25 protein-coding genes and 1 tRNA gene are annotated in these 23,915 nt (G+C 70.5%); 6 read left to right on the top strand and 20 right to left on the bottom strand.

Annotation, left to right across the window (positions count from 1 at the left end; genetic code table 11):
* Positions 1 to 33 precede the first annotated feature (33 nt).
* Positions 34 to 915: a peptide chain release factor N(5)-glutamine methyltransferase gene (gene prmC, locus AA0Y20_RS14560; protein ID WP_412935654.1), complete on the bottom strand. Its 882-nt coding sequence runs from the start codon at positions 913 to 915 to the stop codon at positions 34 to 36.
* A gap of 126 nt (positions 916 to 1,041) precedes the next feature.
* Between prmC and cysK the strand changes: the two genes are divergently transcribed.
* Positions 1,042 to 1,995 carry a cysteine synthase A gene (gene cysK / locus AA0Y20_RS14565; protein WP_412935656.1) on the top strand — a complete coding sequence of 318 codons (954 nt, stop codon included), beginning with the start codon at positions 1,042 to 1,044 and terminating at the stop codon, positions 1,993 to 1,995.
* Positions 1,995 to 2,567 (top strand): serine O-acetyltransferase EpsC, encoded by a 573-nt coding sequence (gene epsC / locus AA0Y20_RS14570; RefSeq protein WP_412935659.1) that lies wholly within the window; start codon positions 1,995 to 1,997, stop codon positions 2,565 to 2,567. The genes cysK and epsC overlap by 1 nt, the downstream gene beginning before the upstream one ends.
* 97 nt (positions 2,568 to 2,664) lie before the next feature.
* Here epsC and prfA read toward each other — a convergent pair whose 3' ends face one another.
* The 7 genes from prfA to AA0Y20_RS14605 form a co-directional block, all read right to left on the bottom strand.
* Complete coding sequence (gene prfA / locus AA0Y20_RS14575) at positions 2,665 to 3,741, bottom strand: peptide chain release factor 1 (protein WP_413331705.1); 1,077 nt, start codon at positions 3,739 to 3,741, stop codon at positions 2,665 to 2,667.
* Positions 3,742 to 3,743: 2 nt separating this feature from the next.
* Positions 3,744 to 5,855: a transcription termination factor Rho gene (gene rho, locus AA0Y20_RS14580; RefSeq protein WP_412935661.1), complete on the bottom strand. Its 2,112-nt coding sequence runs from the start codon at positions 5,853 to 5,855 to the stop codon at positions 3,744 to 3,746.
* Positions 5,856 to 6,007: 152 nt separating this feature from the next.
* Positions 6,008 to 6,937 (bottom strand): homoserine kinase, encoded by a 930-nt coding sequence (thrB, locus tag AA0Y20_RS14585; RefSeq protein WP_412935663.1) that lies wholly within the window; start codon positions 6,935 to 6,937, stop codon positions 6,008 to 6,010.
* Positions 6,934 to 8,019 (bottom strand): threonine synthase, encoded by a 1,086-nt coding sequence (gene thrC / locus AA0Y20_RS14590; RefSeq protein WP_412935664.1) that lies wholly within the window; start codon positions 8,017 to 8,019, stop codon positions 6,934 to 6,936. Before thrC ends, thrB begins: the two co-directional genes overlap by 4 nt.
* A gap of 1 nt (position 8,020) precedes the next feature.
* Positions 8,021 to 9,340, bottom strand: coding sequence for a homoserine dehydrogenase (locus AA0Y20_RS14595; protein WP_412935667.1), 1,320 nt, complete (start codon positions 9,338 to 9,340; stop codon positions 8,021 to 8,023).
* On the bottom strand, positions 9,337 to 10,746 hold the full coding sequence (gene lysA / locus AA0Y20_RS14600) for a diaminopimelate decarboxylase (protein ID WP_412935670.1): 1,410 nt from the start codon (positions 10,744 to 10,746) through the stop codon (positions 9,337 to 9,339). Before lysA ends, AA0Y20_RS14595 begins: the two co-directional genes overlap by 4 nt.
* A 149-nt stretch (positions 10,747 to 10,895) precedes the next feature.
* A complete protein-coding gene (locus AA0Y20_RS14605) occupies positions 10,896 to 11,489 on the bottom strand; it encodes a YdeI/OmpD-associated family protein (RefSeq protein WP_412935673.1) in 594 nt (197 codons plus the stop codon).
* 38 nt (positions 11,490 to 11,527) lie between these two features.
* Here AA0Y20_RS14605 and AA0Y20_RS14610 point away from each other — a divergent pair, with 38 nt between their 5' ends.
* Positions 11,528 to 12,040, top strand: a complete 513-nt coding sequence (locus AA0Y20_RS14610; RefSeq protein ID WP_412935676.1) for a hypothetical protein — start codon at positions 11,528 to 11,530, stop codon at positions 12,038 to 12,040.
* 32 nt (positions 12,041 to 12,072) lie between these two features.
* Here the strand turns inward: AA0Y20_RS14610 and AA0Y20_RS14615 are convergent, their stop codons facing one another.
* From AA0Y20_RS14615 to AA0Y20_RS14625, 3 genes are read right to left on the bottom strand one after another with little or no spacing between them, the layout of a single operon-like run.
* Entirely contained in the window at positions 12,073 to 12,888 is an 816-nt protein-coding gene (locus AA0Y20_RS14615) for a DUF2993 domain-containing protein (protein WP_412935678.1), read from the bottom strand.
* A gap of 5 nt (positions 12,889 to 12,893) precedes the next feature.
* Complete coding sequence (argS, locus tag AA0Y20_RS14620; protein ID WP_412935681.1) at positions 12,894 to 14,561, bottom strand: arginine--tRNA ligase; 1,668 nt, start codon at positions 14,559 to 14,561, stop codon at positions 12,894 to 12,896.
* Between the two features lie 58 nt (positions 14,562 to 14,619).
* Positions 14,620 to 15,447: a transglutaminase-like domain-containing protein gene (locus AA0Y20_RS14625; protein ID WP_412935684.1), complete on the bottom strand. Its 828-nt coding sequence runs from the start codon at positions 15,445 to 15,447 to the stop codon at positions 14,620 to 14,622.
* Positions 15,448 to 15,551: 104 nt separating this feature from the next.
* Here AA0Y20_RS14625 and AA0Y20_RS14630 point away from each other — a divergent pair, with 104 nt between their 5' ends.
* Together AA0Y20_RS14630 and AA0Y20_RS14635 are read left to right on the top strand one after the other, a co-directional pair.
* A complete protein-coding gene (locus AA0Y20_RS14630; RefSeq protein ID WP_412935686.1) occupies positions 15,552 to 15,959 on the top strand; it encodes a RidA family protein in 408 nt (135 codons plus the stop codon).
* 72 nt (positions 15,960 to 16,031) lie between these two features.
* Positions 16,032 to 16,838, top strand: coding sequence for an SGNH/GDSL hydrolase family protein (locus AA0Y20_RS14635; RefSeq protein WP_412935689.1), 807 nt, complete (start codon positions 16,032 to 16,034; stop codon positions 16,836 to 16,838).
* A 9-nt stretch (positions 16,839 to 16,847) separates the two neighbouring features.
* Here AA0Y20_RS14635 and AA0Y20_RS14640 read toward each other — a convergent pair whose 3' ends face one another.
* The 5 genes from AA0Y20_RS14640 to AA0Y20_RS14660 all read right to left on the bottom strand — a co-directional run bounded on the left by AA0Y20_RS14640 (position 16,848) and on the right by AA0Y20_RS14660 (position 19,712).
* Positions 16,848 to 17,807 carry an alpha/beta fold hydrolase gene (locus AA0Y20_RS14640; protein WP_412935692.1) on the bottom strand — a complete coding sequence of 320 codons (960 nt, stop codon included), beginning with the start codon at positions 17,805 to 17,807 and terminating at the stop codon, positions 16,848 to 16,850.
* Between the two features lie 168 nt (positions 17,808 to 17,975).
* Complete coding sequence (locus AA0Y20_RS14645) at positions 17,976 to 18,344, bottom strand: YybH family protein (protein ID WP_412935694.1); 369 nt, start codon at positions 18,342 to 18,344, stop codon at positions 17,976 to 17,978.
* Positions 18,341 to 18,940 carry a GNAT family N-acetyltransferase gene (locus AA0Y20_RS14650; protein WP_412935697.1) on the bottom strand — a complete coding sequence of 200 codons (600 nt, stop codon included), beginning with the start codon at positions 18,938 to 18,940 and terminating at the stop codon, positions 18,341 to 18,343. Before AA0Y20_RS14650 ends, AA0Y20_RS14645 begins: the two co-directional genes overlap by 4 nt.
* The gene (locus AA0Y20_RS14655) at positions 18,937 to 19,290 is read right to left on the bottom strand and encodes a transcriptional regulator (protein WP_412935700.1); all 354 of its coding nucleotides are present in this window, start codon (positions 19,288 to 19,290) and stop codon (positions 18,937 to 18,939) included. The genes AA0Y20_RS14650 and AA0Y20_RS14655 overlap by 4 nt, the downstream gene beginning before the upstream one ends.
* Positions 19,287 to 19,712 (bottom strand): hypothetical protein, encoded by a 426-nt coding sequence (locus AA0Y20_RS14660; protein WP_412935703.1) that lies wholly within the window; start codon positions 19,710 to 19,712, stop codon positions 19,287 to 19,289. Before AA0Y20_RS14660 ends, AA0Y20_RS14655 begins: the two co-directional genes overlap by 4 nt.
* Positions 19,713 to 19,800: 88 nt before the next feature.
* Here AA0Y20_RS14660 and AA0Y20_RS14665 point away from each other — a divergent pair.
* Positions 19,801 to 19,876: transfer RNA gene (locus tag AA0Y20_RS14665), tRNA-Arg, on the top strand.
* A gap of 54 nt (positions 19,877 to 19,930) precedes the next feature.
* Here AA0Y20_RS14665 and AA0Y20_RS14670 read toward each other — a convergent pair.
* The 4 genes from AA0Y20_RS14670 to AA0Y20_RS14685 form a co-directional block, all read right to left on the bottom strand.
* Positions 19,931 to 20,716 carry an NAD(P)H-dependent oxidoreductase gene (locus AA0Y20_RS14670; protein WP_412935706.1) on the bottom strand — a complete coding sequence of 262 codons (786 nt, stop codon included), beginning with the start codon at positions 20,714 to 20,716 and terminating at the stop codon, positions 19,931 to 19,933.
* Positions 20,713 to 21,312: a TetR/AcrR family transcriptional regulator gene (locus AA0Y20_RS14675; RefSeq protein WP_412935707.1), complete on the bottom strand. Its 600-nt coding sequence runs from the start codon at positions 21,310 to 21,312 to the stop codon at positions 20,713 to 20,715. Before AA0Y20_RS14675 ends, AA0Y20_RS14670 begins: the two co-directional genes overlap by 4 nt.
* A gap of 132 nt (positions 21,313 to 21,444) precedes the next feature.
* Positions 21,445 to 22,473, bottom strand: a complete 1,029-nt coding sequence (locus AA0Y20_RS14680; protein WP_412935710.1) for a CNNM domain-containing protein — start codon at positions 22,471 to 22,473, stop codon at positions 21,445 to 21,447.
* Positions 22,470 to 23,900 carry a hemolysin family protein gene (locus AA0Y20_RS14685; RefSeq protein ID WP_412935712.1) on the bottom strand — a complete coding sequence of 477 codons (1,431 nt, stop codon included), beginning with the start codon at positions 23,898 to 23,900 and terminating at the stop codon, positions 22,470 to 22,472. The genes AA0Y20_RS14680 and AA0Y20_RS14685 overlap by 4 nt, the downstream gene beginning before the upstream one ends.
* Positions 23,901 to 23,915: the final 15 nt, after the last annotated feature.

The following is a 23,915-nucleotide window of genomic DNA, read 5'->3' on the forward strand; positions in this document are numbered from 1 at the left end:
ACCGCTCCAGTGTACGGCGGACCCCGCCCGACCTCAGGAGCGGACGGCCGTCGTGGTGCGGTCGCGCATCGTGAGGTCGGGATGCGTGGCGGTCGCCGACCACCCGTCGTCCGCCAGGATGCCGCGGATCGCGGCCCCCTGCAGCTCGCCGTGCTCGATGACGATGCTGCCTCCGGGGTGCACGAGACGGAGCCCGACGCGCGAGAGCGTCCGGACCACGTCGAGCCCGTCGGCGCCGCCGTAGAGAGCGGCCGGCGGATCCCACAGCCGGACCTCGGGGTCACGAGGGATCGCGTCGTCGGGGACGTACGGCGGGTTGGAGACGAGCACCGACACGGTGCCGTCGAGTTCGGGGAACGCGTGCTCGAGATCGATGAAGGCGAGCCGCGCGTTCGGCGCCCCGACGAGGGCGAAGTTCTCCTTCGTCCAGATGAAGGCGTCGACGGAGTTCTCCGCCGCGTGCACCCGCGCGTGCGGCACCTCCGTGGCCAGCGCCAGGGCGATCGCCCCCGATCCCGTCCCCAGGTCGACCGCGACCGGCTCGGGACCGGCTGCCGCGCGAAGCAGGTCGATCGCGATCTGAGCGACGGACTCCGTCTCCGGACGCGGCACGAAGACGCCGGGCCCCACGCGCAGCTCGAGGTGACGGAAGGGCGCGACTCCGGTGAGATGCTGCAGGGGCTCGCGCGACGCGCGGCGCGCGATCAGTTCGGCCAGCCGTGCGGCGTCCTCGGCACCGATCGCATCACCCCGGAAGACGGCGGCCGTCAGCTCACCGCGCCCCATGCCCAGGACGTGTGCGGCGAGGAGCTCGGCGTCGACCTGCGGGGTCGGGACGAATGCGGCCTCGAGCTCGGCGGTCGCGGCACGCAGGACCTCGGTCAGGGTCGGTGCAGGCAGGGGTGCAGTGCTCATGGCGCCGACAAGCCTAATCACGCGCGCGGATTCGTCACATTCGGCTCCCCCATCGGGCCGCGACAATAGGCTGGGGCGACGATCCCGCCGCGACGCGGCATCCGCTCGAAAACCCGAAAGGCAGACATGTCCGACCCGGTCACCCACGGCATCCACCCCGACATCACCACCGCATACGGCAACACGCCTCTCGTGCGGTTGAACCGCGTCAGCGAGGGCCTGCCCGGCACCGTTCTCGCCAAGCTCGAGTTCTACAACCCGGCATCGTCCGTCAAGGACCGTCTCGGAATCGCCATCGTCGACGCCGCCGAGAAGGCCGGGGCACTGCAGCCCGGCGGGACGATCGTCGAAGGCACGAGCGGCAACACGGGCATCGCGCTCGCCATGGTCGGCGCCGCGCGCGGATACCGCGTCATCCTCACGATGCCGTCGTCGATGTCGATCGAGCGTCGCCTGCTGCTCAAGGCGTACGGCGCCGAGCTCGTGCTGACCGACCCCTCGCTCGGCATGAAGGGCGCGGTGTCGGAGGCCGAGAAGATCGCCGCCGAGACGCCCGGCGCCGTTCTCGCGAAGCAGTTCGCCAACGAGGCGAACCCCGACATCCATCGCCGCACCACCGCCGAGGAGATCCTCCGCGACACCGACGGCCAGGTCGGCTACTTCGTCGCGGGCATCGGCACGGGCGGCACGATCACGGGTGTCGGGCAGGTGCTCAAGGAGCGCGTCGCCGATGTGAAGATCGTCGCGGTCGAGCCGAAGGACTCGCCCCTGCTCACCGAGGGCAAGCCCGGCCCGCACAAGATCCAGGGCATCGGGCCCAACTTCATCCCGCCCATCCTCGATCAGGGCGTCATCGACGAGGTGCAGGACGTCACGTTCGACGACGCGATCCGCGTCGCCCGCGAGGTCGCGCAGAAGGAGGGCATCCTCGTCGGCATCTCGTCGGGAGCCGCCGTCTGGGCCGCGCTCCAGGTCGCGGCGCGCCCCGAGTCCGAGGGCAAGAACATCGTCGTGATCATCCCCTCGTTCGGTGAGCGCTACCTCTCGACTCCGCTCTTCGAGGACCTCCGCGAAGACTGATGGGAACGCTCCGTGCACGCATCCGCGAGGACGTGGCCGCTGCGAAACTCCGCGACCCCGCAGCTCGCAGCGGCCTCGAGATCGCGTTGCTGTACCCGGGGCTGCACGCGGTCTGGTCGTACCGCGTCATGCACCGGCTGTGGACCCGGCGCGCGCGATTCCTCGCGCGCGCCGGGTCGCAGCTGACACGCTGGCTCACGGGCATCGAGATCCATCCGGGAGCGCGGATCGGCAGGCGGTTCTTCATCGACCACGGCATGGGCGTCGTGATCGGCGAGACCGCCGTCATCGGCGACGACGTCATGCTCTACCACGGGGTGACGCTCGGCGGCCGGACCCGCCACGCCGGCAAGCGGCATCCCACCCTCGAGGACGGCGTCGCCGTCGGAGCCGGCGCGAAGATCCTGGGTCCGATCACGATCGGTGCCGGCAGCGTCGTGGGCGCCAACGCCGTGGTCACGAAAGACGCGCCCGCTGACTCCGTGCTCGTCGGCGTTCCCGCTCGTGCGCGCGCCCGACGCGAGGGCGAAGACACCCGCGCGGTGCTCACGGCCCCCGAGTACCACATCTGACCCCGACCGTTTCCCGCCCGGTCGACTCGCCAGAGACGGCGGATCAGGGGGTACCCGCATCCGCAGATCCTGGCGAGTCGACGGGGCGGAGAGAGGGTCAGTCGTCGGCCAGGGCGGCCAGCCGGGCTTCCTCGTCGGCGGCGATGCAGCTCTCGACGACCGGGCCGAGGGCGCCGTCCATCACCTGATCGAGGTTGTAGGCCTTGTAGCCCGTCCGATGATCGGCGATGCGGTTCTCGGGGAAGTTGTAGGTGCGGATGCGCTCCGACCGGTCCATCCCGCGGATCTGCGAGCGGCGGGCGTCGGATGCCGCGGCGTCCCGCTCCTCCTGCTGCTTCGCCAGCAGCCGGGCGCGCAGCACGCGCATGCCGGCCTCGCGGTTCTGCAGCTGACTCTTCTCGTTCTGCATCGAGACGACGATGCCGGTCGGGATGTGCGTGATGCGCACAGCGGAGTCCGTCGTGTTGACCGACTGCCCGCCCGGACCGGACGAGCGGAAGACGTCGATCTTGAGGTCGTTCGGATCGATCGTGATCTCTTCGGGCTCGTCCACTTCGGGGAACACGAGCACGCCGGTCGTGGAGGTGTGGATGCGCCCCTGCGACTCGGTCGCGGGCACACGCTGCACGCGGTGCACCCCGCCCTCGTACTTCAGGTGAGCCCAGACGCCCTGAGAGGGATCGGTCGACGATCCCTTGATCGCGACCTGGACGTCCTTGTACCCGCCGAGGTCGGACTCGTTGCGCTCGAGGAGCTCGGTCTTCCACCCGCGCGACGCGGCGTACTGCATGTACATCCGCAGGAGATCGGCGGCGAACAGAGCGGACTCCGCTCCCCCCTCGCCCTGCTTGATCTCCATGATGACGTCGCGGGCGTCGTCGGGGTCGCGCGGAATGAGCAGGCGGCGGAGTCGCTCCTGCGCCTCGCGCAGCCCCTCCTCGAGCGCCGGGACCTCGGCCGCGAACGCGTCGTCCTCGCGGGCGAGCTCGCGAGCCGCGGCGAGGTCGTCGGATGCCGCGACCCACGCCTCGTGGGCCGCGACGATTCGCGACAGCTCGGCGTACCGCCGGTTCACACGCTTGGCACGTGCGGCGTCGGCGTGCACCGCGGGGTCGGAGAGCTCCTCCTGAACCGCGCGGTGCTCGTCGAGCAGCCCTCGGACCGACTCGAACACGATCAGCGGATGCTGTTGTCGTGCCCGCCGGAGTGCGTGGTCGGCGCCGGGATCGACTTCTGCATCTGAACGAGGAACTCGACGTTGGACTGGGTCTCCTTGAGCTTGTCGAGGATGACGCCGAGCGCGTGCTGCTGGTCGAGCCCGGCGAGGGCGCGGCGCAGCTTCCAGGTGATCTTGACCTCGTCGGACGAGAGCAGCATCTCTTCGCGACGCGTCGACGATGCGTTGACGTCGACGGCCGGGAAGATCCGCTTGTCGGCCAGCTGGCGCGACAGGCGCAGCTCGCTGTTGCCCGTGCCCTTGAACTCCTCGAAGATGACCTCGTCCATCTTGGAGCCGGTCTCGACCAGCGCCGTCGCGAGGATCGTCAGCGAGCCGCCGTTCTCGATGTTGCGAGCCGCTCCGAAGAAGCGCTTCGGCGGGTACAGCGCGGAAGCGTCGACGCCACCGGTCAGGACCCGACCCGACGTCGGGGCCGACAGGTTGTACGCACGGCCGAGGCGCGTGATCGAGTCGAGCAGCACGACGACGTCGCGACCGAGCTCGACGAGCCGCTTGGCGCGCTCGATGGCGAGCTCGGCGACCGTCGTGTGGTCTTCGGCGGGACGGTCGAAGGTCGAGGCGATGACCTCGCCCTTCACCGTGCGCTGCATGTCGGTGACCTCTTCGGGGCGCTCGTCGACGAGCACGACCATGAGGTGGACCTCGGGGTTGTTCTGCGCGATCGCGCCCGCGATCTGCTGCAGCACGATCGTCTTGCCGGCCTTCGGCGGCGCGACGATGAGGCCGCGCTGGCCCTTGCCGATCGGTGCGACGAGATCGATGATCCGCTGGGTCAGCTTCTCGGGGCCGGTCTCGAGGCGCAGACGCTCCTGCGGGTACAGCGGCGTCAGCTTGCCGAACTCGACGCGATCGGCGGCGTCTTCGACCGACAGGCCGTTGATCGAGTCGACCTTGACGAGCGCGTTGTACTTCTGGCGGCTCGACTGCTCGCCCTCGCGGGGCTGCTTGATCGCGCCGACGACCGCGTCGCCCTTGCGCAGGTTGTACTTCTTGACCTGGCCGAGCGAGACGTAGACGTCCTGGGTGCCGGGGAGGTAGCCGGTCGTGCGCACGAACGCGTAGTTGTCGAGGACGTCGAGAACACCGGCGATCGGGATGAGGACGTCGTCCTCGTTGATCTCGGTCTCGAACTCGTCGCCGCCACCGCCCTGCCCGCGGCGCTTGTTGCGCTGGCGGCCACGGCCGTTCTGGCCGGGTGCGTCGTCGTCGTCCGCGCCGTTGTTGCCACCCTGGCCGTTGCCGCCCTGGTTCTGGTTTCCGGCCTGGCTCTGGCCCGCCTGAGCCTGGTTGCCCTGCGCGTTGTCCTTGTTGCGATTGCGGTTGCGGCTGCGCGACCGGCTCCGCGAGCGACCGGACGACTCGCCCTCGCCCTCACCGGAGTCGGACTTCGCCGATTCGTCGGCCGAGGCATCGGACTCGGATGCCTGCTCGGCGGGCGTCTCGGCGGCGCCCTCGGCGGCCGGAGCCTCAGCGGACTCGGCCGGCGCGTCAGCGCTCGGTGCGGGCTCCGCCTCGGCGTCCTTCTTTGCGTTGCGTCCGCGTCCGCGGCCGCGTGCCGGCTTCTTCGGCGCCTCGGCGACCTCCGCCTCGGCCGGCGCCTCAGCGGCGTCGGTGTCCGGCGTCGCCTCGTCGGCGGTCGCCGCAGCCTGCGCCGGGGCGGCGTCCACGGCGGGTGCGTCCGTCTCGGATGCGGCCTCGGCAGGGGTGCCCTCCGCGGGCGCGTCGGCAGCGGCTGCGGGCGCCTCGTCGGCAGCAGCGGGCACCTCTTCGGCGACGACGGCGGGGACATCGGTGCTCTTGGCACGACGCGGGGCGCGCTTGCGCGGCGCCTTCGCCGGCTTCTCCGCGGGCTCGGCGGCCTCGACGACCTCCGCAGGCGCAGCTGCCTCGGCAGGCTCTGCCTCGGTCGGCACGGCCTCCGCGACGGCGACGTCAGCGGGCGCCTCCTCGGCGGGGGTCTCGACGACGGCATCCTGCTGCTCGGTCGCCTCTTCGGTCGGGGCGTCGACAGTCTCGTCGATCGTCAGGTTCTCGGAGTTGGACTCCACGAGTGCTCCTCTTAAACGGTGGATATGACAGAACCGCGTCCAGCGCCGTCCACGGCGGGCGCCATCCACCTGCCACACGCGTCCGGCCGACGGCACGGGGTATGGATCAGGGGTGTTCGCGGTGATTCGCAGAATTGCGACGGAGGCTCAGATCACAAGGGTGTGGAACCCTCCGTATGGTCCCTCACCATACCACCGCGCACATCGACCGCCAGCATCCGAGCGTCCCACGGGGTGTCTGTGGTATGCGCGGCGACCTCCGCGGCCGCGAGACGCTGCCCCGGCCCGTCCGCCAGCACCAGGACGCTGGGGCCTGCGCCCGAGACGACCGCGGCGAACCCTTCGGCGCGCAAGGCCCGGACGAGCTTGTCGGTCTCGACCATCGCCTGGGCGCGGTACGACTGGTGGAGCTTGTCCTCGGTAGCGGCGAGGAGGAGATCGGGGCTCTGCGTGAGGGCGGCGACGAGGAGCGCCGAACGCGAGAGATTGAAGATCGCGTCTTCGCGCGTGACCTGCAGCGGGTCGAATCCGCGTGCCACCGATGTCGACATCGTGAAGTCCGGCACGAACACCAGCGGCGCGACACCGCGGTGGACGAGCAGCTTCTTGTGCTGCGGGCCGTGCTCGTCGACCCACGCGATCGTGAGGCCGCCGAACAGAGCGGGAGCGACGTTGTCGGGGTGGCCCTCGAGCTCCGTGGCAAGACGCAGCAGCGCGTCGGCGCCGATCTCCACATCGCCCGCGAGCAGCCCCTTCGCGGCGAGCAGCCCGGAGACGACCGCGGCGCCCGAGGAGCCCATCCCACGGCCGTGCGGGATCGCGTTGACCGCTTCGAGCCGCACCCCCGGCATCGCCCGTCCGAACGCCTCGTAGGCGTAGGCCATCGCTCGCACGACGAGGTGCGAGGCGTCGGTGGGGACGTCGGCCGCCCCCTCGCCCGAGACCGTGATCTCCAGGCCGGGTTCGGGCAGCTCCGTGACAATCAGTTCGTCGTAGACGCTGAGCGCGAGACCCAGGGTGTCGAAGCCCGGGCCGAGGTTGGCGCTGGTCGCGGGAACGCGCACCTGAACCGAGCGGGTCATGCGATGGCCTCCGGTGCGAGGTCGAGCACGGATGCCACTTCCGACGTCGTCGCATCGACGACGAGCGGCTCGGCCTGCGTGCCGTCGGCATTGCGGAGCGCCCACTGCGGATCCTTCAGGCCGTGACCGGTGACGGTGAGCACGACTTTCGAGCCGGCGGGGATGACGCCCGCCTCCGCTCGATCGAGCAGTCCCGCGACGGTGATCGCAGACGCCGGCTCGACGAAGACGCCGGCGGTGCTCGCGAGAAGCTTCTGCGCAGCGAGGATGCGGTCGTCGTCGATGGCGCCGAACCAGCCCCGGGTGGCGTCGCGTGCTTCGAGGGCGAGGTTCCAGGAGGCCGGGTTGCCGATCCGGATCGCCGTGGCGATGGTGTCGGGGTCTCTCACGACCTCGCCGCGGACGAGCGGGGCCGACCCCGCGGCCTGGAAGCCGAACATCCGGGGAACCCGGGTCGCTGCCCCGCGCGCCGCCTCCTCGCGGTATCCGCGAGCGTGCGCCGTGTAGTTGCCGGCGTTGCCGACGGGCACGAAGTGGAAGTCCGGAGCATCACCCAGCTGCGACACGATCTCGTACGCCGCGGTCTTCTGACCGTCGATGCGGTCCGGATTGACCGAGTTGACCAGGTGCACCGGGTAGTGATCGGCGAGTTCCCGGGCGATCTCGAGGCAGTCGTCGAAGTTGCCGCGGATCTGGATGAGGCGGCCGCCGTGCGCGACGGCCTGGCTCAGCTTGCCCATCGAGATCTTGCCTTCGGGCACGAGGACGGCAGCCGTGATGCCGGCGTGGGCGGCGTACGCCGCCGCAGACGCCGACGTGTTGCCGGTGGAGGCGCAGATGACCGCCTTCGCGCCGTGCTCGACGGCACGCGAGAGGGCGACCGTCATGCCGCGGTCCTTGAACGAGCCCGTCGGGTTCATCCCCTCGAACTTCACCCAGACCTCGGCGCCGGTGCGACGCGAGAGCTCGCGAGCGGGGACCAACGGCGTGCCGCCCTCCCCCAGCGTGACGACCGTCGAGGTGTCGGTGACGTCGAGGCGGTCGGCGAACTCGCGCAGCACCCCCTGCCAGACGTGGGCCATGTCAGTCTCCCTCGACCCGCAGCACCGAGACGACGCGCTTGACGACGCCGCTCTCGCCGAGCGAGGCGACGGCGTCGCTCAGATCCTGCTCACGTGCGGTGTGCGTGCCGATGACCAGTCGTGCCGTCTGGACGTCGCCGTCCGCGACCGTCGTCTGCTCGAGCGTCGCCACCGAGACGTTGCCGTCGCTGAGCAGCCCCGCCACCGAAGCGAGGACACCGGAGCGGTCGTCGACCTCGAGGGTGATCTGGTAGCGCGTCGTGACGTGTCCGATGGGGACGACCGGCAGGTTCGCCCGCGTCGACTCCCCCACGCCCACACCGCCGGCGATGTGCCGCCGCGCGGCCGAGACGACGTCGCCGAGGACGGCGGAGGCGGTCTGGACGCCGCCCGCGCCCGCACCATAGAACATGAGGTCGCCCGCTGCCTCCGCCTGGACGAAGACGGCGTTATTGGCTCCGTGCACGCTCGCGAGCGGGTGCTCGCGCGGGACGAGCGCAGGATACACACGCACCGAGATCGTCTCGCCGGACGGCGACACCTCGGCGTCGGCGAGACGCTCGCACACGGCGAGGAGCTTGATGACGTAGCCGGCCTTGCGCGCGGCATCCATCATGTCGGCGTCGATCTGGGTGATGCCCTCGCGGTGGACGGCGTTCAGCGGCACGGCGGTGTGGAAGGCGAGCGACGCGAGGATCGCAGCCTTCTGCGCCGCGTCGTATCCCTCGACGTCGGCAGTCGGGTCGGCCTCGGCGTATCCGAGCGCCTGCGCGTCGGCCAGCACGTCGGCGAAGTCCGACCCCTCGCGGTCCATGCGGTCGAGGATGTAGTTCGTCGTGCCGTTGACGATGCCCATGATGCGCTGCACCCGGTCACCGGCGAGCGAGTCGCGCAGGGGACGGATGATCGGGATGGCGCCGGCGGCGGCGGCCTCGTAGTAGATCGAGGCACCCACCTGGTCGGCCGCCTCGAAGAGCTCGGGTCCGTGCGTGGCGAGCAGCGCCTTGTTGGCCGTGACGATGTCGGCGCCCGCACCGATCGCCTTCAGGATGCTCGTGCGCGCGGGCTCGATGCCGCCCATGAGCTCGATGACGATGTCGGAGCCGACGAGGAGCGGCTCGGGATCGGTCGTCAGCAGCTCGCGCGGCAGCTCGACGTCTCGCGGCGCGTCGATGTCGCGCACCGAGATGCCGACCAGATCGAGGGCGGCGCCGGCCCGATCGGCCAGTTCGTCTCCATGCTTGAGCAACAGGGCGGCGACCTGCGAGCCGACGGCGCCGGCTCCGAGCAGGGCCACGCGCAGGCGGCGGTAGTCCGTCATTCGGCTCCTTCAGTGGGGATGCCCGCGTCGCGGGCGAGCAGGTCATCGATCGTCTCGCCGCGCACGATCACCCGAGCGCGGCCACTGGAGACGGCGACGACGGGCGGGCGCGGGACGTAGTTGTAGTTGCTGGCGAGCGAGAAGCAGTATGCGCCCGTCGCCGGGACGGCCAGCAGGTCTCCCGGCGCGACGTCGGCGGGCAGGTACTCGGCGTCGACCACGATGTCGCCCGATTCGCAGTGCCGCCCCACGACGCGCGAGAGCGCGGCGGGCGCCTCGCTGCGACGGTTGGCCACTCGTGCCGAATAGGCCGCACCGTACAGGGCGGGGCGCGCATTGTCGCTCATACCGCCGTCGACGCTCACGTAGAGACGCTCGAGCTCGTCGCTGACGCGCACCGGCTTGGTGGTGCCCACCTCGTACAAGGTGACTCCGGCGCGGCCGACGATGGACCGACCGGGCTCGAAGGCGAGCGTCGGAAGCGGGATGCCGTGGGCCTCGCACTCGCGTGAGACAGCGGCGACGATGCCGTCGGCCAGCTCATCGATCGGCGTCGGGTCGTCGACGCTCGTGTAGGCGATTCCGAAGCCACCGCCGAGATTGAGCACCGGCACGTCGCTGCCGTCGAGCAGCCGCGCGTGGACGGCCACGAGCCGCGACGCCGACTCGGCGAAGCCCGCGGTGCCGAAGATCTGCGATCCGATGTGGCAGTGCAGCCCCATGAAGCGGAGCGAGGGAAGGTCGCGGATGCGGGCGACGACGGCCTCGGCGTCCGCGAGCGCGAAGCCGAACTTCTGGTCCTCATGGGCCGTCGCCAGAAAGTCGTGGGTCTCGGCGTGCACACCGCTGTTGACGCGCACGAGCACCGGCTGGACCGCTCCGCGGGACGACGCGATCTCGGCGAGCCGGTCGATCTCGACGAGGCTGTCGACGATGACCGAGCCGACTCCCAGCTCGACGGCGCGCGCGAGCTCGAGGGCCGACTTGTTGTTGCCGTGCAGCCCGATCCGTGCCGGATCAGCTCCCGCGGCCAGCGCCACGGCGAGCTCGCCACCGGTAGCGACATCGACCGCGAGGCCCTCCGCCGTCACCCAGCGCACGATCTCGGTGCTCAAGAACGCCTTCCCGGCGTAATACACGCGAGCGGTCGTCCCGTGGCGCGCTGCCGCGGCGTCGAATGCCTGACGGACGCGCCGGGCCTGGGTCACGACGGCATCCTGATCGAGCACGTAGAGCGGCGTGCCGAACCGAGCAGCCAGGTCGGTGGCGCTGACCCCGCCGATCGACAGCGTGCCCGCGTCGTCGCGCTCGGCGCGGGGCGGCCAGACGGCTTCGACCAGCGCGTTCACGTCAGCGGGAGGGAGCAGCCATTCCGGCACGGCAGGGCGGACGTCGGACGCGGACACGGGAACACCAATCGGGAGAGACGCTGACCGTCGGGCAGACGAGGCCGCGACGGTGCCGCCAGTCTAGGACACCCTCCCGGAGCGCCCCGCCCGTGTGACCGCGAGCGACTGCGGGCGACTGCGGGCGACTGCTCGCACGCGGGATGCCATCAGGCCGACGACGAGGCGTCGTCCTCCCCCGCGAGTCGGATGACGGCACGACGGATGCGCGCTGCCCGAACGGCATCCGATGGCGCGCTCAGGATCGGGTGGAGCACGGAGTACCGCTCGGCGGCAGGCAGACCCGAGAACCGGCGGGCGGCCCGAGGCGAGACCGCGAGGGCAGCCTCGAGGTCGCTCGGAACCGCGGCTCCCGCCTGACCGGCGTACGCGCGCTCCCACCGCCCGTCCGCGCGCGCACGCTCCACCTCCGTCCACCCTCGCGCGCGCATGCGCCCTTCGGCGGTCAGGCGCTCGATGATCCCGACGTTGCGCTGCGACCAGATCGAGCGCGCACGACGCGGAGTGAAGAGCTGCACGAACGTCGCCTCATCGCGAGAGTTCCGTCGGCCGTCGATCCAGCCGCTGCACAGCGCCTCGTCGAGCGCCTCGGCGTAGGTGAGCGATGTCGGCTCGGTGACGTTCTTCTTCGCGAGCACCAGCCGTACGCCGTCGGTGTCGGATTCATGGACATCGAGCCAGGCACGCCAGGCGACGGCATCCGCGACCACGAGAAGAGCCGGACCGTCATCGCCCGATGTCATGCGCACTCCACACTTGTAGCCTGGCGCAGGAGGCGCTGATGGGCAATGGAACGCACGAACCGGCCGGACTCGACGAGCGTATCGGCGCGCTGAAGGAACGCATCTATGCGACGGTGACCGGACTGGCGATCCTGGCGGGACTGCTCACGGCCGAGCACGTCACGGTCGGCGAGTCGATCTTCGCGCTGGTGGTCGGCATCTTCGCGATCGCCGCCGCAGGCTTCGTCGCCGAGGTCATCGCCCATCAGATCGGTCATCGGCAGTTCCCGAGCGGACGCGAGCTCGCCGTCATGGCGCGAACGGCCGTGGTCGCCCTCGGGACCGCGTCGCTCCCGCTGCTCGCGCTCCTCGCCGCCCTGTTCGACGTCATCGACCTCGACACGGCGCTCATCATCGGGATCATCGCCGATGCCGCCGTGCTGGTGGGCGTCGTGCTCCTCGCCAGCGCACGCACGGGCCTGACCGTGCTGCAGCGTCTCGTCGCGTCAGCGCTACTGCTCGGGCTGGTCGGGGTGGTCGCCGTCGCGCTGCTTCTCGCCCACGGCCACTGAGCCCGGCCGAGCGTTCGGGTCAGGAGGTCGGGTCAGGCGCAGGTGCCGTCGGCCTGGAGCGCCGGCTCGCGGATGATCGCTCCGTCCACGTCGACCTCGGCGACCAGCGCGCCGGGTTCCACACGTACCTCGCGCAGCGTCAGCCCAGCGGGAAGGCGATCACGGATGCAGATCGGGTAGTCGCGCAGCACCCCGTCGGCGGCCGACCCGAACCGCTGGCGGAGGTCGTCGGCGGTCAGCGCCGCGCCGCCGAGCCGCACGGCTGTGGGCGTCAGGACGATGTCACCGTCTGCGGCGCTCGGAGTCAGGTCGAGTCCGAGCGGGACGGAGAGCGCGAACAGCGGCATCTCGACCTCGACCGATACGTTCGGCGGATCGAGCTGGACCCCGGCGCCCGAGACTCCGGAGACCTGCGAGAGCAGCGTCTCGAGCTGGTCCTCGCCGAACACCACGGTCGCCTCGGCCGAGCCGATGTCGCCCCCGTCGGCTCGAATCGGCACGTCGGTAGCCCGCATCGACACATCGGCCAGGACGTCGCCGAGCGGGATGCCGTCGCTCGCGACGTCGAGACGGTCGAGCCGCCCGCCGATGATCTGTGGCAGCACCGGCTCGTCGAAGCCGACGTCGATCTGCTGGTCCTCGGGCAGCGCGAGGCGGGTGATGATCTGCTCGCGCACGGTGTTCGTGAGAATGCTGCGCGTGATGCTCTCGGCGACGAACCACGCGGCGATCGCGAGGCCGACGACCACGACGAGAGCGATGATCCAGGGCAGCGCCCGGCGCCGTCGCTTCGGCGGCACAGGGGCCGCCTCGGGCAGCGGGAGGGTGGGCTGCGTGGCACCGCTCACGCCGGTCACATCCGTTCGGGGGCGCTGACGCCCAGGAGGTCGAGCCCGTTGCGCAGCACCTGGCCGGTGGCGTCGTTGAGCCAGAGGCGGGTGCGGTGGAGATCGGTGACCTCCTCGTCGCCGAGCGGCGTGACCCGGCACGTGTCGTACCAGCGGTGGTAGAGGCTTGCGAGCTCTTCGAGGTACCGGGCGACGCGGTGCGGCTCGCGCAGCTCTGCGGCGAACGCCACGATGCGCGGGAACTCCTGGAGCGCGCCGAGCAGTGCCGACTCGGTCTCGTGGTCGAGCAGCTCGGGGGCGAATGCGTCGCGGGTGACACCGGAGTCGGCCGCGTTGCGCGCGACGTTGTGGGTGCGGGCATGCGCGTACTGCACATAGAACACGGGGTTGTCGTTCGTGCGCTTCTGCAGGATCTCGGGATCGAGGGTCAGCGGCGAGTCGGCGGGGTAACGCGCGAGCGAGTAGCGCAGCGCGTCGGTGCCGAGCCAGTCGCGCAGGTCGTCGAGCTCGATGATGTTGCCCGCGCGCTTGGACAGGCGGGCGCCGTTGACCGAGACGAGCTGGCCGATCAGCACCTCGATGTCCTTCTCGGGGTCGTCACCGGCCGCGCCCGCGAGGGCCTTGAGGCGGTGGACGTACCCGTGGTGGTCAGCGCCCAGCAGGTAGATCTTGTGCGCGAAACCGCGATCGCCCTTGTTGAGGTAGTAGGCGGCGTCGGCGGCGAAGTAGGTGTACTCGCCGTTGGAACGGCGGATGACGCGGTCCTTGTCGTCGCCGAAGTCGGTCGTCCGTACCCAGACGGCGTCGTCCTGATCGAAGACGTGCCCCTGCGCGCGCAGCCGGTCGACGGCCTGGTCGACGAGGCTCGGTCCGCCGTCGGCGGGCGTCGCGTGCAGCAGCCGCTCGCTGAAGAAGACGTCGAAGTGCACGTTGAACTTCTCGAGCGAGTCTTTGAGGTCGGCCATCTGGAGCTCGTAGCCGAGGTCGAGCGCGACCTGCTCCTGCTCATCGGGGGCGAGGGTCAACAGGTCGGGACGCGCCGACAGGACCCGCTGGGCGAGATCGTCGATGTACGCGCCCGGGTAGCCGTCTTCGGGCGTGGGCTCTCCCTTGGCGCTCGCGAGCACGGAGCGACCGAACCGCTGCATCTGCGCGCCGGCGTCGTTGATGTAGAACTCGCGGACGAGCTCGGCCCCGCTGGCGAGGAGAAGACGTGCGATCGCGTCGCCGAGCGCCGCCCACCGTGTGTGCCCGATGTGCATCGGACCCGTCGGGTTCGCGCTCACGAACTCGAGGTTGATCGAGTTGCCGGTCTGGCTGTCGTTGCGGCCGAACGCAGCGCCCGACTCGACGATCTCGCGTGCGAGAGCGCCGGCGGCGGCGGCATCCAGGCGGATGTTGATGAACCCGGGACCGGCGACCTCGACGGATGCCACGCCCGGCGTCTCGGCGAGCGCCGCGGCGATCTCCGCAGCGAACTCGCGCGGGTTCGCGCCGACGCGCTTGGCCAGCTTCATCGCCGCGTTGGACGCCCAATCGCCGTGGTCGCGGTTCTTGGGGCGCTCGAACACGAAGTCGGCGGCGGTGAGCCCGTCGCTCGACCCGGGGCGTCGCGCCTCGGCGAGCGGGGCGACGACGGACAGGAGGGCTTCGGCGAGAGCATCGGGATTCATAGCCCTCCGATTCTAGGCGGGTGACCGCACGCCCGACGCTGAACGCCTCAGGGCGGTATCAGGCGAGGACGACGAAGTCGTCGTGATCATCTCTCGCCGGATCGTCGACGGCGGGGTCTCCCCCGGCGACCTCGGCGTCGACCCGCAGATGGGTGAGCGCGACGTTGCCTCCGTAGTAGCTGAGGAACGCGCAGTCGGCGGCATCCCGCCCGGTCGCGATACGGACGAGCCCGCGCCGGTTCGACAGCCGGGTCGCGTCGATGACATGCCAGGCGCCGTCGACGTACGCCTCTGCGACGGCGTGGAAGTCCATCGGACGAAGCCCCGGCGCGTAGCACGCGGCGTAGCGCGCGGGGACGTCCATCGCGCGCAGCAGTGCGATGACGAGGTGCGCGTAGTCGCGGCACACCCCCTGGCCGGTCGCGAGGGTCGTGACGGCGGAGTCGGTGCCCAGGCTGAGCCCCGGCGCGTAGGTCGTGTTCGAGGCCACGAAGTCGCTGATGGCCGAGACGAGTTCGCGGCCCTGCAGGCCCCGGAACTGCCGACGCGCGTGCGCGAACACCTCGTCGGACTGCGCGTAGCGACTCGGCCGCAGGTACGCGATGGTCTCGAGCTTGCTCGTCGGCGCCGGGGCGGCGGAGCCGTCGACGACAGCGCGGTACCGAACCGTGACCGTGCCCGCTTCTCCCGCGATGCGATGGATGCGGCTGCCGGCGGGCGAGGCCGGCGGGTCGACGATCTCGGAGACGGAGAGCGAGCGGCCGGCGAGCGTGACGCTCAGTTCTTCGTCGCGGAAGGATGCCGCGCGCGATGCGGCGATCTGCAGGATGACGTCGACGGGACCGGTCAGCTGGAGGTCGAGCTCGGCCGTCAGGATGCGCTGCACCGGGTAATCCTCGCACGCAGCGAAGCGCCGTCGGGCCGCTCACGACGGTGATCGGATCGGTCGCGGTGGCAGGCTGGTGGCCGGCCACGAAACGAGGAGCCCTTATGTCGAAGACCGTCACCCTCATCCGCGCATCGTCCCTCTCGGATGCCGCCGAGTACGCGTACGCCGCCACCGCGCCCGCGGACGCGCGCCTTGTCTTCCTGGCCGGTTCCTGCCCGCTCGCCGCCGACGGATCGACGGTCGGCGTCGGAGACTACGCCGCCCAGGCGGCGTCCTGCATCGAGAACATGAAGGTCGCGCTGACCGCGGCGGGCGCGGGAATCGAGAACGTCATCAGCACCCGCGTTCTCGTCGCCTCGAGCTCGCAGGCCGACCTCGTCACGGCCTGGGAGGTTGTGCGCGACGCCTTCGGAGACCACGACGTGCCGAGCACGCTGCTCGGCGTGACGGTGCTCGGCTACGACGACCAGCTCGTCGAGATCGAGGCGGTCGCCGCCGTCCGCGACTGAGGGGATGCGCGGGGCGGGGCCGTCTTGCCGCGCGGGCGTCCGGCACCCGATCGGATGACGTACCCTCAGCGTGTGCGAACCCGAAACGCCCGACCCCGCCGCAGAAGCGTGTGGGCCGTCTCCGCGATCTCGGCCGCCGTCGTCGCGGTGGCGCTGACGGCGTTCCTGCGCCCCTGGGCGGCGCCCACGGCTGCGCCGGTGGCGGCCGCACCCGGCGCGGTCGCGAGGATCGAGGCAGCGCCGCTCCCGCTTCCGACGGGGGCTCGCGTTCTGATCTTCGGCGACTCGTGGACGTACGGCTCGGCGGCATCCGATCCGACTCTCGGATACGCGTACGTCGTGGCTCAGCGAACCGGGTGGACGACCGTCGTCGACGGCGTCCGCGGCAGCGGCTACCTCAAGCCGGGCATCGACGGACCCTCGTTCGGTGACCGCATCGCCGCGCTCGACCCCGCACTCGATCCCGACCTCGTGATCGTCCAAGGGTCGATCAACGACCGCAAGCAAGGTGCCGCGGGGTACCGCGACGCCGTGAACGCGGCATGGGACGACCTCGCGGCGATCTATCCCGAAGCGCGCATCGTCGTGCTCGGGCCGGCCCCTCAGGTGCTGCCGGTGGAGAGCGAGACGGCCCGCATCGACCGGGATCTCGCCGAGCTCGCCGGCGCCCGAGGCTGGTGGTACCTCTCCCCCATCGCCGAGGACTGGATCACCGAGGCCAACTACAGCGACGTCATCGACACGAGCGCCACGGGCCGCGACCACCCCTCGACCGCGGGGCATGCCTACCTCGCCGACCGCCTCGCGGCCGATGTCGCGGCGATCACGGAAGCACCGGTCGTCGCCGCCGAGCCCGCTCCCGAGCCGCTCGTCCCCTGAGGCCGGCCGTCAGTCTGCGGAGCCGGGCACCGACGCCTCCGAGAGGAATGCCCGGATGCCCTCGGCGAGGTCGGCCGACAGCGTGCGGTGCAGGTAGTGGTCTCCCGTCATACGCACGACGACGCCCCGTGTGACCGAGGCCGCCTGCGCCTCGTGCAGCTCGAGCCAGCCGTCGACGTCGAGATCGTCGACTCGGACGAACAACAGCACCGGGAGATCCACCGGGAACGTGCGTCCGGTCGCCTCGGCGAAGTTGTCGGCTGCGCGTCGCATCTCGTCGATCATCGTGGGCGCCGCAGTGTTGCGGGCTTCGAGCATCCGGATCTGCTCCCGCGTCGCCCCGTCGTACGCCTCGACGTCGTAGGGATCGGGAGCGAGGTCGCGGAGAAGGCGGGTGATGCCGAGGTCTCGCAGCAGCACGACGGCGTCGGTGGCGATGGGGTCCTCTCCGCTGGGCTGGCCCGGAACGCTGCTGTCGATCCCGACGAAAGCGACCACCTCGTCGCGGTAGGCCTCGACGTACGACAGGGCGTACACGCCCGAGATCGAGTGTCCCGCCAGCACATACCGCTCCACGCCCAGCTGTTGCAGCGCCTCGTGCACCTCGGCGGCGATGTTCTCGGCGGTGCGGGGCACGTCGGTCTGGTCGCTCAGTCCCGTCCCGAACGGCTCGACCGCGACGACCCGATAGGTGTCGTCGAGCTCGTCGATGAGCGGGGCGAAGTCGAGACCGGGTGCGGCCGTTCCGAGGCCGGGGAGCAGCACGACCGTCTGATCGTGGTCGCCGCTCACGACGACGTTCAGCTCGCGTCCGCCGACCGCTACGCGCTGCCCGTACGGCTCGATCCGGGCATCCTCGTCGCGCGTGGCGACCGCGTTGATCGTGGCGGTCGTCGCGAGCAGCCCGGCGAGGGTGGCGACGACCAGTACGGGTGGCAGGACGATGGCGAGCTTGGTGGATCTCTTCACGGGACTTCCTCGACGACGGGTCCGCCGAACGGGTACGCCCGGCGTGTCCCTTCAGTCGACCAGGCCGACGATTCGCGCGGGAGAGCCGACTGTCATCGACGCGAGTGACATATGTCATCGCCGTCGCTGCATGCGTGGCCGCCCTTCGTTGCAGGCTCCCTTGCCGGCCTAAGCAGGCCCGGCGCTCAGATGCTCGTGCATGAGACGCCAACCCGAGTCGGTGCGGTGGAAGACGTTGGTCGCTCGACCGGAGCCGCTTCGCGCCTGTCCGTTGATGTGTCCGCTCCACTGATACGTGTAGACGGCGACCGCCGTGTCGGCGGCATCCACGACCCACTCGACGTCCTCCGCACCGTAGACCTCATCGGGAATGAGCGCCCACGTCCGCTCGAAATAGCCGCGCACGGTCGCGAGGCCGACGCAGGTGGCGTCGCCGAAGTAGTAGACGGCGCCCGCGTCGAGCACCTGCTCCACCTCGTCGAAGTCGTGCGTGTTGGTCGCGGCGATGTAGCGCGCGAGAGTGTCGGATGCGGTCATGCTCGGGTCCTTTCGTTCATCGCAGCGGCGTGGCCGACGACGACGCTCATGCTCCACACGGGTGGCGCCTCCGGCGGTTCGACACGCGAGACGACCGAGAAGCCGTGTCGTTCGTAGAGCCGCACATTGCGCTCGTCCGACGTGTCGAGCGCGAAGCGGTCGGCGCCCCGCCGCGCGCCCTCGGCGAGCGCGAACCGGATGAGGTCGGATGCGAGACCGCGCCCCTGACGGGCGGGCACGACGCCGACCGTCTCGATCCGCCACGCGTCCGGCCCGCCCGGCTCGGAAGTGGCGTCACCGAGCCGCCCGAGCCGGTCGCCGTGCAACTGCACGACGCGGTCGACGACGCCCGGCGCCGGCTCGGGCGCATCCAGCGGGAGCACGGCGATCACTCCGTCAGCGCGGCCCGTGATCCCGACGAAGCCGTGGGCGTGCGCGTGCCACAGGTAGACGAGCTGCAGCTCACGGAGCCGCCACGCGTAGTCGTCCTCGGGGATGACATGGCGTGTCCACGCGTAGTTCTCGAACGCTGCCGCGAGCGCATCGGCCGCGGCATCCAGTTCGTTCTCGGCGGCGAGACGAGTGCGAGGTGTCATACGGGTGCGTCCTTGGTTTGCTGGTGATCGGATGCCGGTGCTACCGGCGTCGCCGAACCGGATTCGACGATCGCCTGCAGCGTCGCCAGGTGGCGGGCGAACGCCTCGCGACCGGCATCCGTGATGCCGACCCACGTCCGCGTCCGCCTGCCGACGGCTTCTTTCCGCACCTCGACGAGCCCCGCGTCGGCTAGCACGGTGAGCGTCTGCGACAGGGTCGAGTCGCTCACCTCAAGCAGGTCGGCGAGGAAGCGGAAGTCGACGTCCTCGAGGTTGCGAAGGGCCGCGAGCAGCGAGAACCGCACGGGCGAATGGATGAGGGCGTCGATGTCCTTGCGCGGATGACTCATCGGCGTGAGCTCCGGAAGAGGCAGGCGAGGATCGGAGAGATCGACACGACTCCCGCGAGAACCCACCACCACGGCGAGGACAGCTGCAGCAGTTGGAACGCCGGGTCGAGCATCAGCGTGTAGAGCGCGAACCACGTCGCGACCGCGATGCCCATGTTCCGCAGTCCGTGACGGGGCACCGACCGCTGATAGCGGAACGCGATGGTCCAGATGCAGAGCGTGGCGAGGAGGAAGGGTGCGAACGCCTTCCCGTAACCGACGCCGGCGACGTCGATCGACAGGGTGAACGCGAGCGCGTACGCGGCCTGCGCCACGACGAAGATCCGGAACCAGCGCGTCGCGCGGCGCGCATCCTTCTCGGCCTTCGTCCCGACGGCGACCATGCGGGCTGCGTCATCGTATGCGAAGTGGTTTTGCGTCATGCAATGACTTTAACATTCATAAAGTTAACGCCGCGAGCCCGTCGCCGGTCGGAGTGGTGGCCGCCACGGTGATAGTCTCGATCGGCACGCCTCCGTAGCTCAGGGGATAGAGCGTTGGTTTCCGGTACCAAAGGTCGCAGGTTCGATTCCTGTCGGGGGCACCAGTACGCAGAAGGGCAGTCGAAGATTCGACTGCCCTTCTGCGTACCCGGCGACGATCAGTCGGCGAGGTGGATTCCGAGGTCCGTCCGGCCGGGATGGATGTCGCTGCGCAGCGACCGGGTGCCACGGTAGTCACCGTCGCGAAGCGCCCGGTAGCGACGCGGCGTCTCGCTGTCGAGCCCGGCGATGCGGGCGCGCAGGCGCTCGGCCTCGCGGTCGACGCCCGCGGCATCCAGCCCGTCGGCGTCGTAGACGACATGGAGGTCGAGAGTCTCGATCCCGACGTACCAGAGCGCGCCGTGGGTCAGCGGGAACAGGAGCGAGTCGAGGTCGCCGCTGATTCCGCGCTCCCCGATCGAGCGCTCGTCCTCACCCACTGTCACGACGACGAGCGCACGCCGGCCGGCCAGCCCACCGTCGCCGTAGCGCCGCGGGACGCCGAGCTCCGGGTCCATGTCGCCGTAAGCGAAGCCGTTGGCGAGCACGCGGTCGATCCAGCCCTTGAGGATCGCGGGCGGCCCGTACCACCACAGCGGGAACTGCAGCACGAGCAGTTCCGCGGCGGCGAACTTGCGCTGCTCCTCGAGCACATCGTCCGGGAAGGGGACGCGGCCGTACTCGCCCCCGGCAGGACCCGACGCCCGCCCCAGCGTGACGTCGAGCTCAGCATCGGAGAACACCGGCTCGAACCCTTGGGCGTACAGGTCGGATGTCGCGACGCTGCGCGTTCGCGACATCTCCGCCACACCGTCACGGAAGAGCCGGGCGTTGAACGAGGTCGATCGCGGATGGGCGAGCACCCAGTGAGCGGCGCCCGGCGTGGGCTCGTGCGAGATGGTCATGATTCCTCCGGTTCGGTGGCTGGTGTCACGAGGGCGTGCAGGACGCGCGTGAGGGTGGAGCGCGCTGCGGCGGGGCTCACTCGGTCGTCGAGCACTGCCCGCGAGAGCGCGTCACCGGCGCCGACGAGGGTCTGCGCGCCGGCGTCGTCGAGACGAACGCCGCACGAGGCGAGCGCGTCGTCGCACAGTGCGAGGTAGGCACCCTCCGCCTCGCGGCGCACCTCGACGAGGGTCGCGGATCCGTCGAGCGCCGAGACGACGTCGGCCAGCTCGCGTCCTTCGGCGAGCGAGCAGTCCACGTATGCCCCCGCAACGGCGCGGCACACGGCATCGATCGTGAGCGACGCGTCGGCGAGCGCCGCGATGAGAGCCGCGCGCTGCTGCTCCTCGAACTCTCGGTAGAGCTCGGCCAGAGCGCCCGCGCGATCGCCGAAGTGGTCGTACACGACGGGCTTCGTCACCCCCGCGCGCTCGGCGAGCCGGCCCAGCGTGAACTCGTCGGTCCCCCGCTCGCGGATCAGCTCGCGAGCGATCGCCAGCAGCTGCGCGCGCCGTTCGCGGCGCGGCATCCGCTGTCGCCGTGCGCCCTCGCTCATCACGCCTCCCGCTAAGTTACCAACAGTAGCTTAGCGGTAGTCTGCGACGGTGGGCGTTCGCCTGGCAGTTCCCGCCCCCACAGCAGGTGGGAGGCGGCGGGAACTGCCAACTGAACGAGCTCGAGCTCCGGGTCAGCTCGCCGGCGCCACCAGCTCGGCCTCAGCAGCGCCGGGCAGCACCTCGCGCAGCAGGTCGTCCAGCGTGACGACCCCGAGCAAGTGCTCCCCATCGACGACCGTCGCGAGCTGGACATGGCCCCGGCGCATACGGGCGAGCGCGTCGTACGCAGACGCGTCGGGCGCGAGCACGAGCGCCTCGCGGGCGATCTCGAGCGCCGGAGTCTCCGACGCGACGGCGAGCGTGTCACGAACGTGCGCGACGCGGCTCGACGCGCCCTCCCCCACGAGGATGCGCAGATGCGCTGAGGATGCCGCGACCGCCTGCACGTCGGCGGCGGTCGCCGTCGCGGGTACCGCGGTGGGTACCCGGTCGGTGCGGACGATGTCTCCGACGGTCAGCGACCCGAGCGCGATGGCTCGCGCGATCGGCTCGGAGTACTGCACCTCGAGCGTTCCCGCGGCGCGCGAGTGCGCGACGAGCTCGCGGATCGTGTCCGCGTCCTGGCCGCCGGCGGCCGCCTTCTCGACGGGCTCGACGCCCGAGGCCTTCACGAGCCGGTTCGCGATGTGGTTGATCCACAGCAGGAACGGACGAAGCGGCCAGGTGAGCGCCCGCGCGGTGATGCCTGTGGCCTTGGCCGCGACCTCGGGATGCGCGATCGCCCACGACTTCGGGGCCATCTCGCCGATCACGAGGTGCAGGAACGTCACCACGATGAGCGCCAGCATGAACGCGATGATGTCGGCGAGAACGTAGGGAAGACCCCACTGCTCGAACACCGGCGCGAGCGCGTAGTCGATCGCGGGCTTGGTGATGGCACCGAGCAGGAACGTGCATGCGGTGATGCCGAGCTGCGCGAACGCGAGCATGACGGTCAGCTCGTTGACGCCCCGCAGCGCCGCACGCGCCGACGCGCTGCGGTCGGCCTCCTCTTCCAGGCGGTGACGCCGGGCCGCGAGCAGTGCGAACTCGACGATGACGAAGAACGCGCTCGCGAGGATGAGCGCGATCGTGATGATCGTGACGACCCACCAGCTCATCGGGTGACCTCCTCATCGGTCGTGCCGTCCGCGACGGCGGCATTGCCGCCCGTCGCAGAATCAGCCTCGGCGGCATCCAGATCCACCTCGTGCAGACGCACGACGAGCTCGGAGGGGACGAGTCGGGCGACCTCGGCGACCTCGACATCGAGCCAGCGCTGCATCCGCAGACCCTGCACGGTCTCGGACGCCCGCTCGGGCAGGTCGACGCGCACGACCGCCCCCTCGGGCAGGAGGTCACCGTGCTCGCTGATGATGAGCCCCGCGATGGTCTCGGCGTCGTCCCGCGGCAGGTCGAAGCCGATGAGTCGCTCGACCTCGTCGAGGTGGATGTCGCCGGGCAGACGCCAGTGGTCCTCACCGACGTTCACGATCTCGTGGATCTCGAGGTCGTGCTCGTCGGAGATCTCGCCGATGACCTCCTCGGTCAGGTCCTCGATCGTCAGGATGCCGTCGAAGTTGCCGTATTCGTCGACGACGCAGGCGAGCTCGTTCCGCGTCTGCCGCATGCGGTCGAGGGCGACGGGCAGCTGCATCGTCGTCGGCAGCACGACGGCCTCGCGCATCATCGTCGAGACGGGGGCGCCGTCGTCGTAGTGCCCCCGCAGCAGGTCGATCAGCTCGACGACACCGACGGGCTCGTCCTCGTCACCGATGACCGGATAGCGGGTGTGCCCGGTCGCCATGAGCGCGCGCACCTCCCCTACCGTCGTATCGGGCGAGATCGAGTCGACGCGCGAGCGAGGGACCATCGCGTGCTCGACGTCGCGCTGGGGGAAGTCGAGGATGCGGTCGATGATCATCGACAGGTCGTCGGGCAGATCGCCGCTCGCGCGGGACTCCTCGATGATCGCCTCGAGGTCGCGCGCGGTCGCACTCTCGTCGACATCCTCCAGCGGCTCGATCCGCAGCAGCCGCAGCAGCGCGTTGGCAGCCACGTCGAACACGGTGATGAGCCAGCCGAAGAGCAGCAGGTAGATGCGGGTGGGCACCGCCAGCGCACGCGCGAGCGGCTCCGGGCTCGCGATGGCGAGGTTCTTCGGATACAGCTCGCCGAAGATCATCGTCACGACCGTGGCCAGCACCAGGGCACCCACGGTGCCGATCAGCACCGAGACGGCCGGGTCGATGCCGACGCCGCCCAGGAGCGTGCCGATCGACTCGCCGATGAGGGGTTCGGCCACGTAGCCGATCATCAGGCCGGTCACCGTGATGCCGAGCTGCGCGCCCGACAGCATGAAGGACGTGCGCTTGGTAATGGCCAGCACTCGTGCCGCCTGCGCATCGCCCTTCTCGGCCCGGGCGGCCATGCGCGACCGGTCGACGGACATGTACGCGAACTCCTGCGCGACGAAGAAGCCGCAGGCAGCGATGATCGCCAGTGTCAGCAGGATGCCGAGCAGCAGTGTCAGAACTGCTTCGATCATTCGGATTCACCCCCT

The sequence above is a fragment of the Microbacterium pratiae genome (assembly GCF_047302165.1).
Taxonomy (GTDB): Bacteria; Actinomycetota; Actinomycetes; order Actinomycetales; family Microbacteriaceae; genus Microbacterium.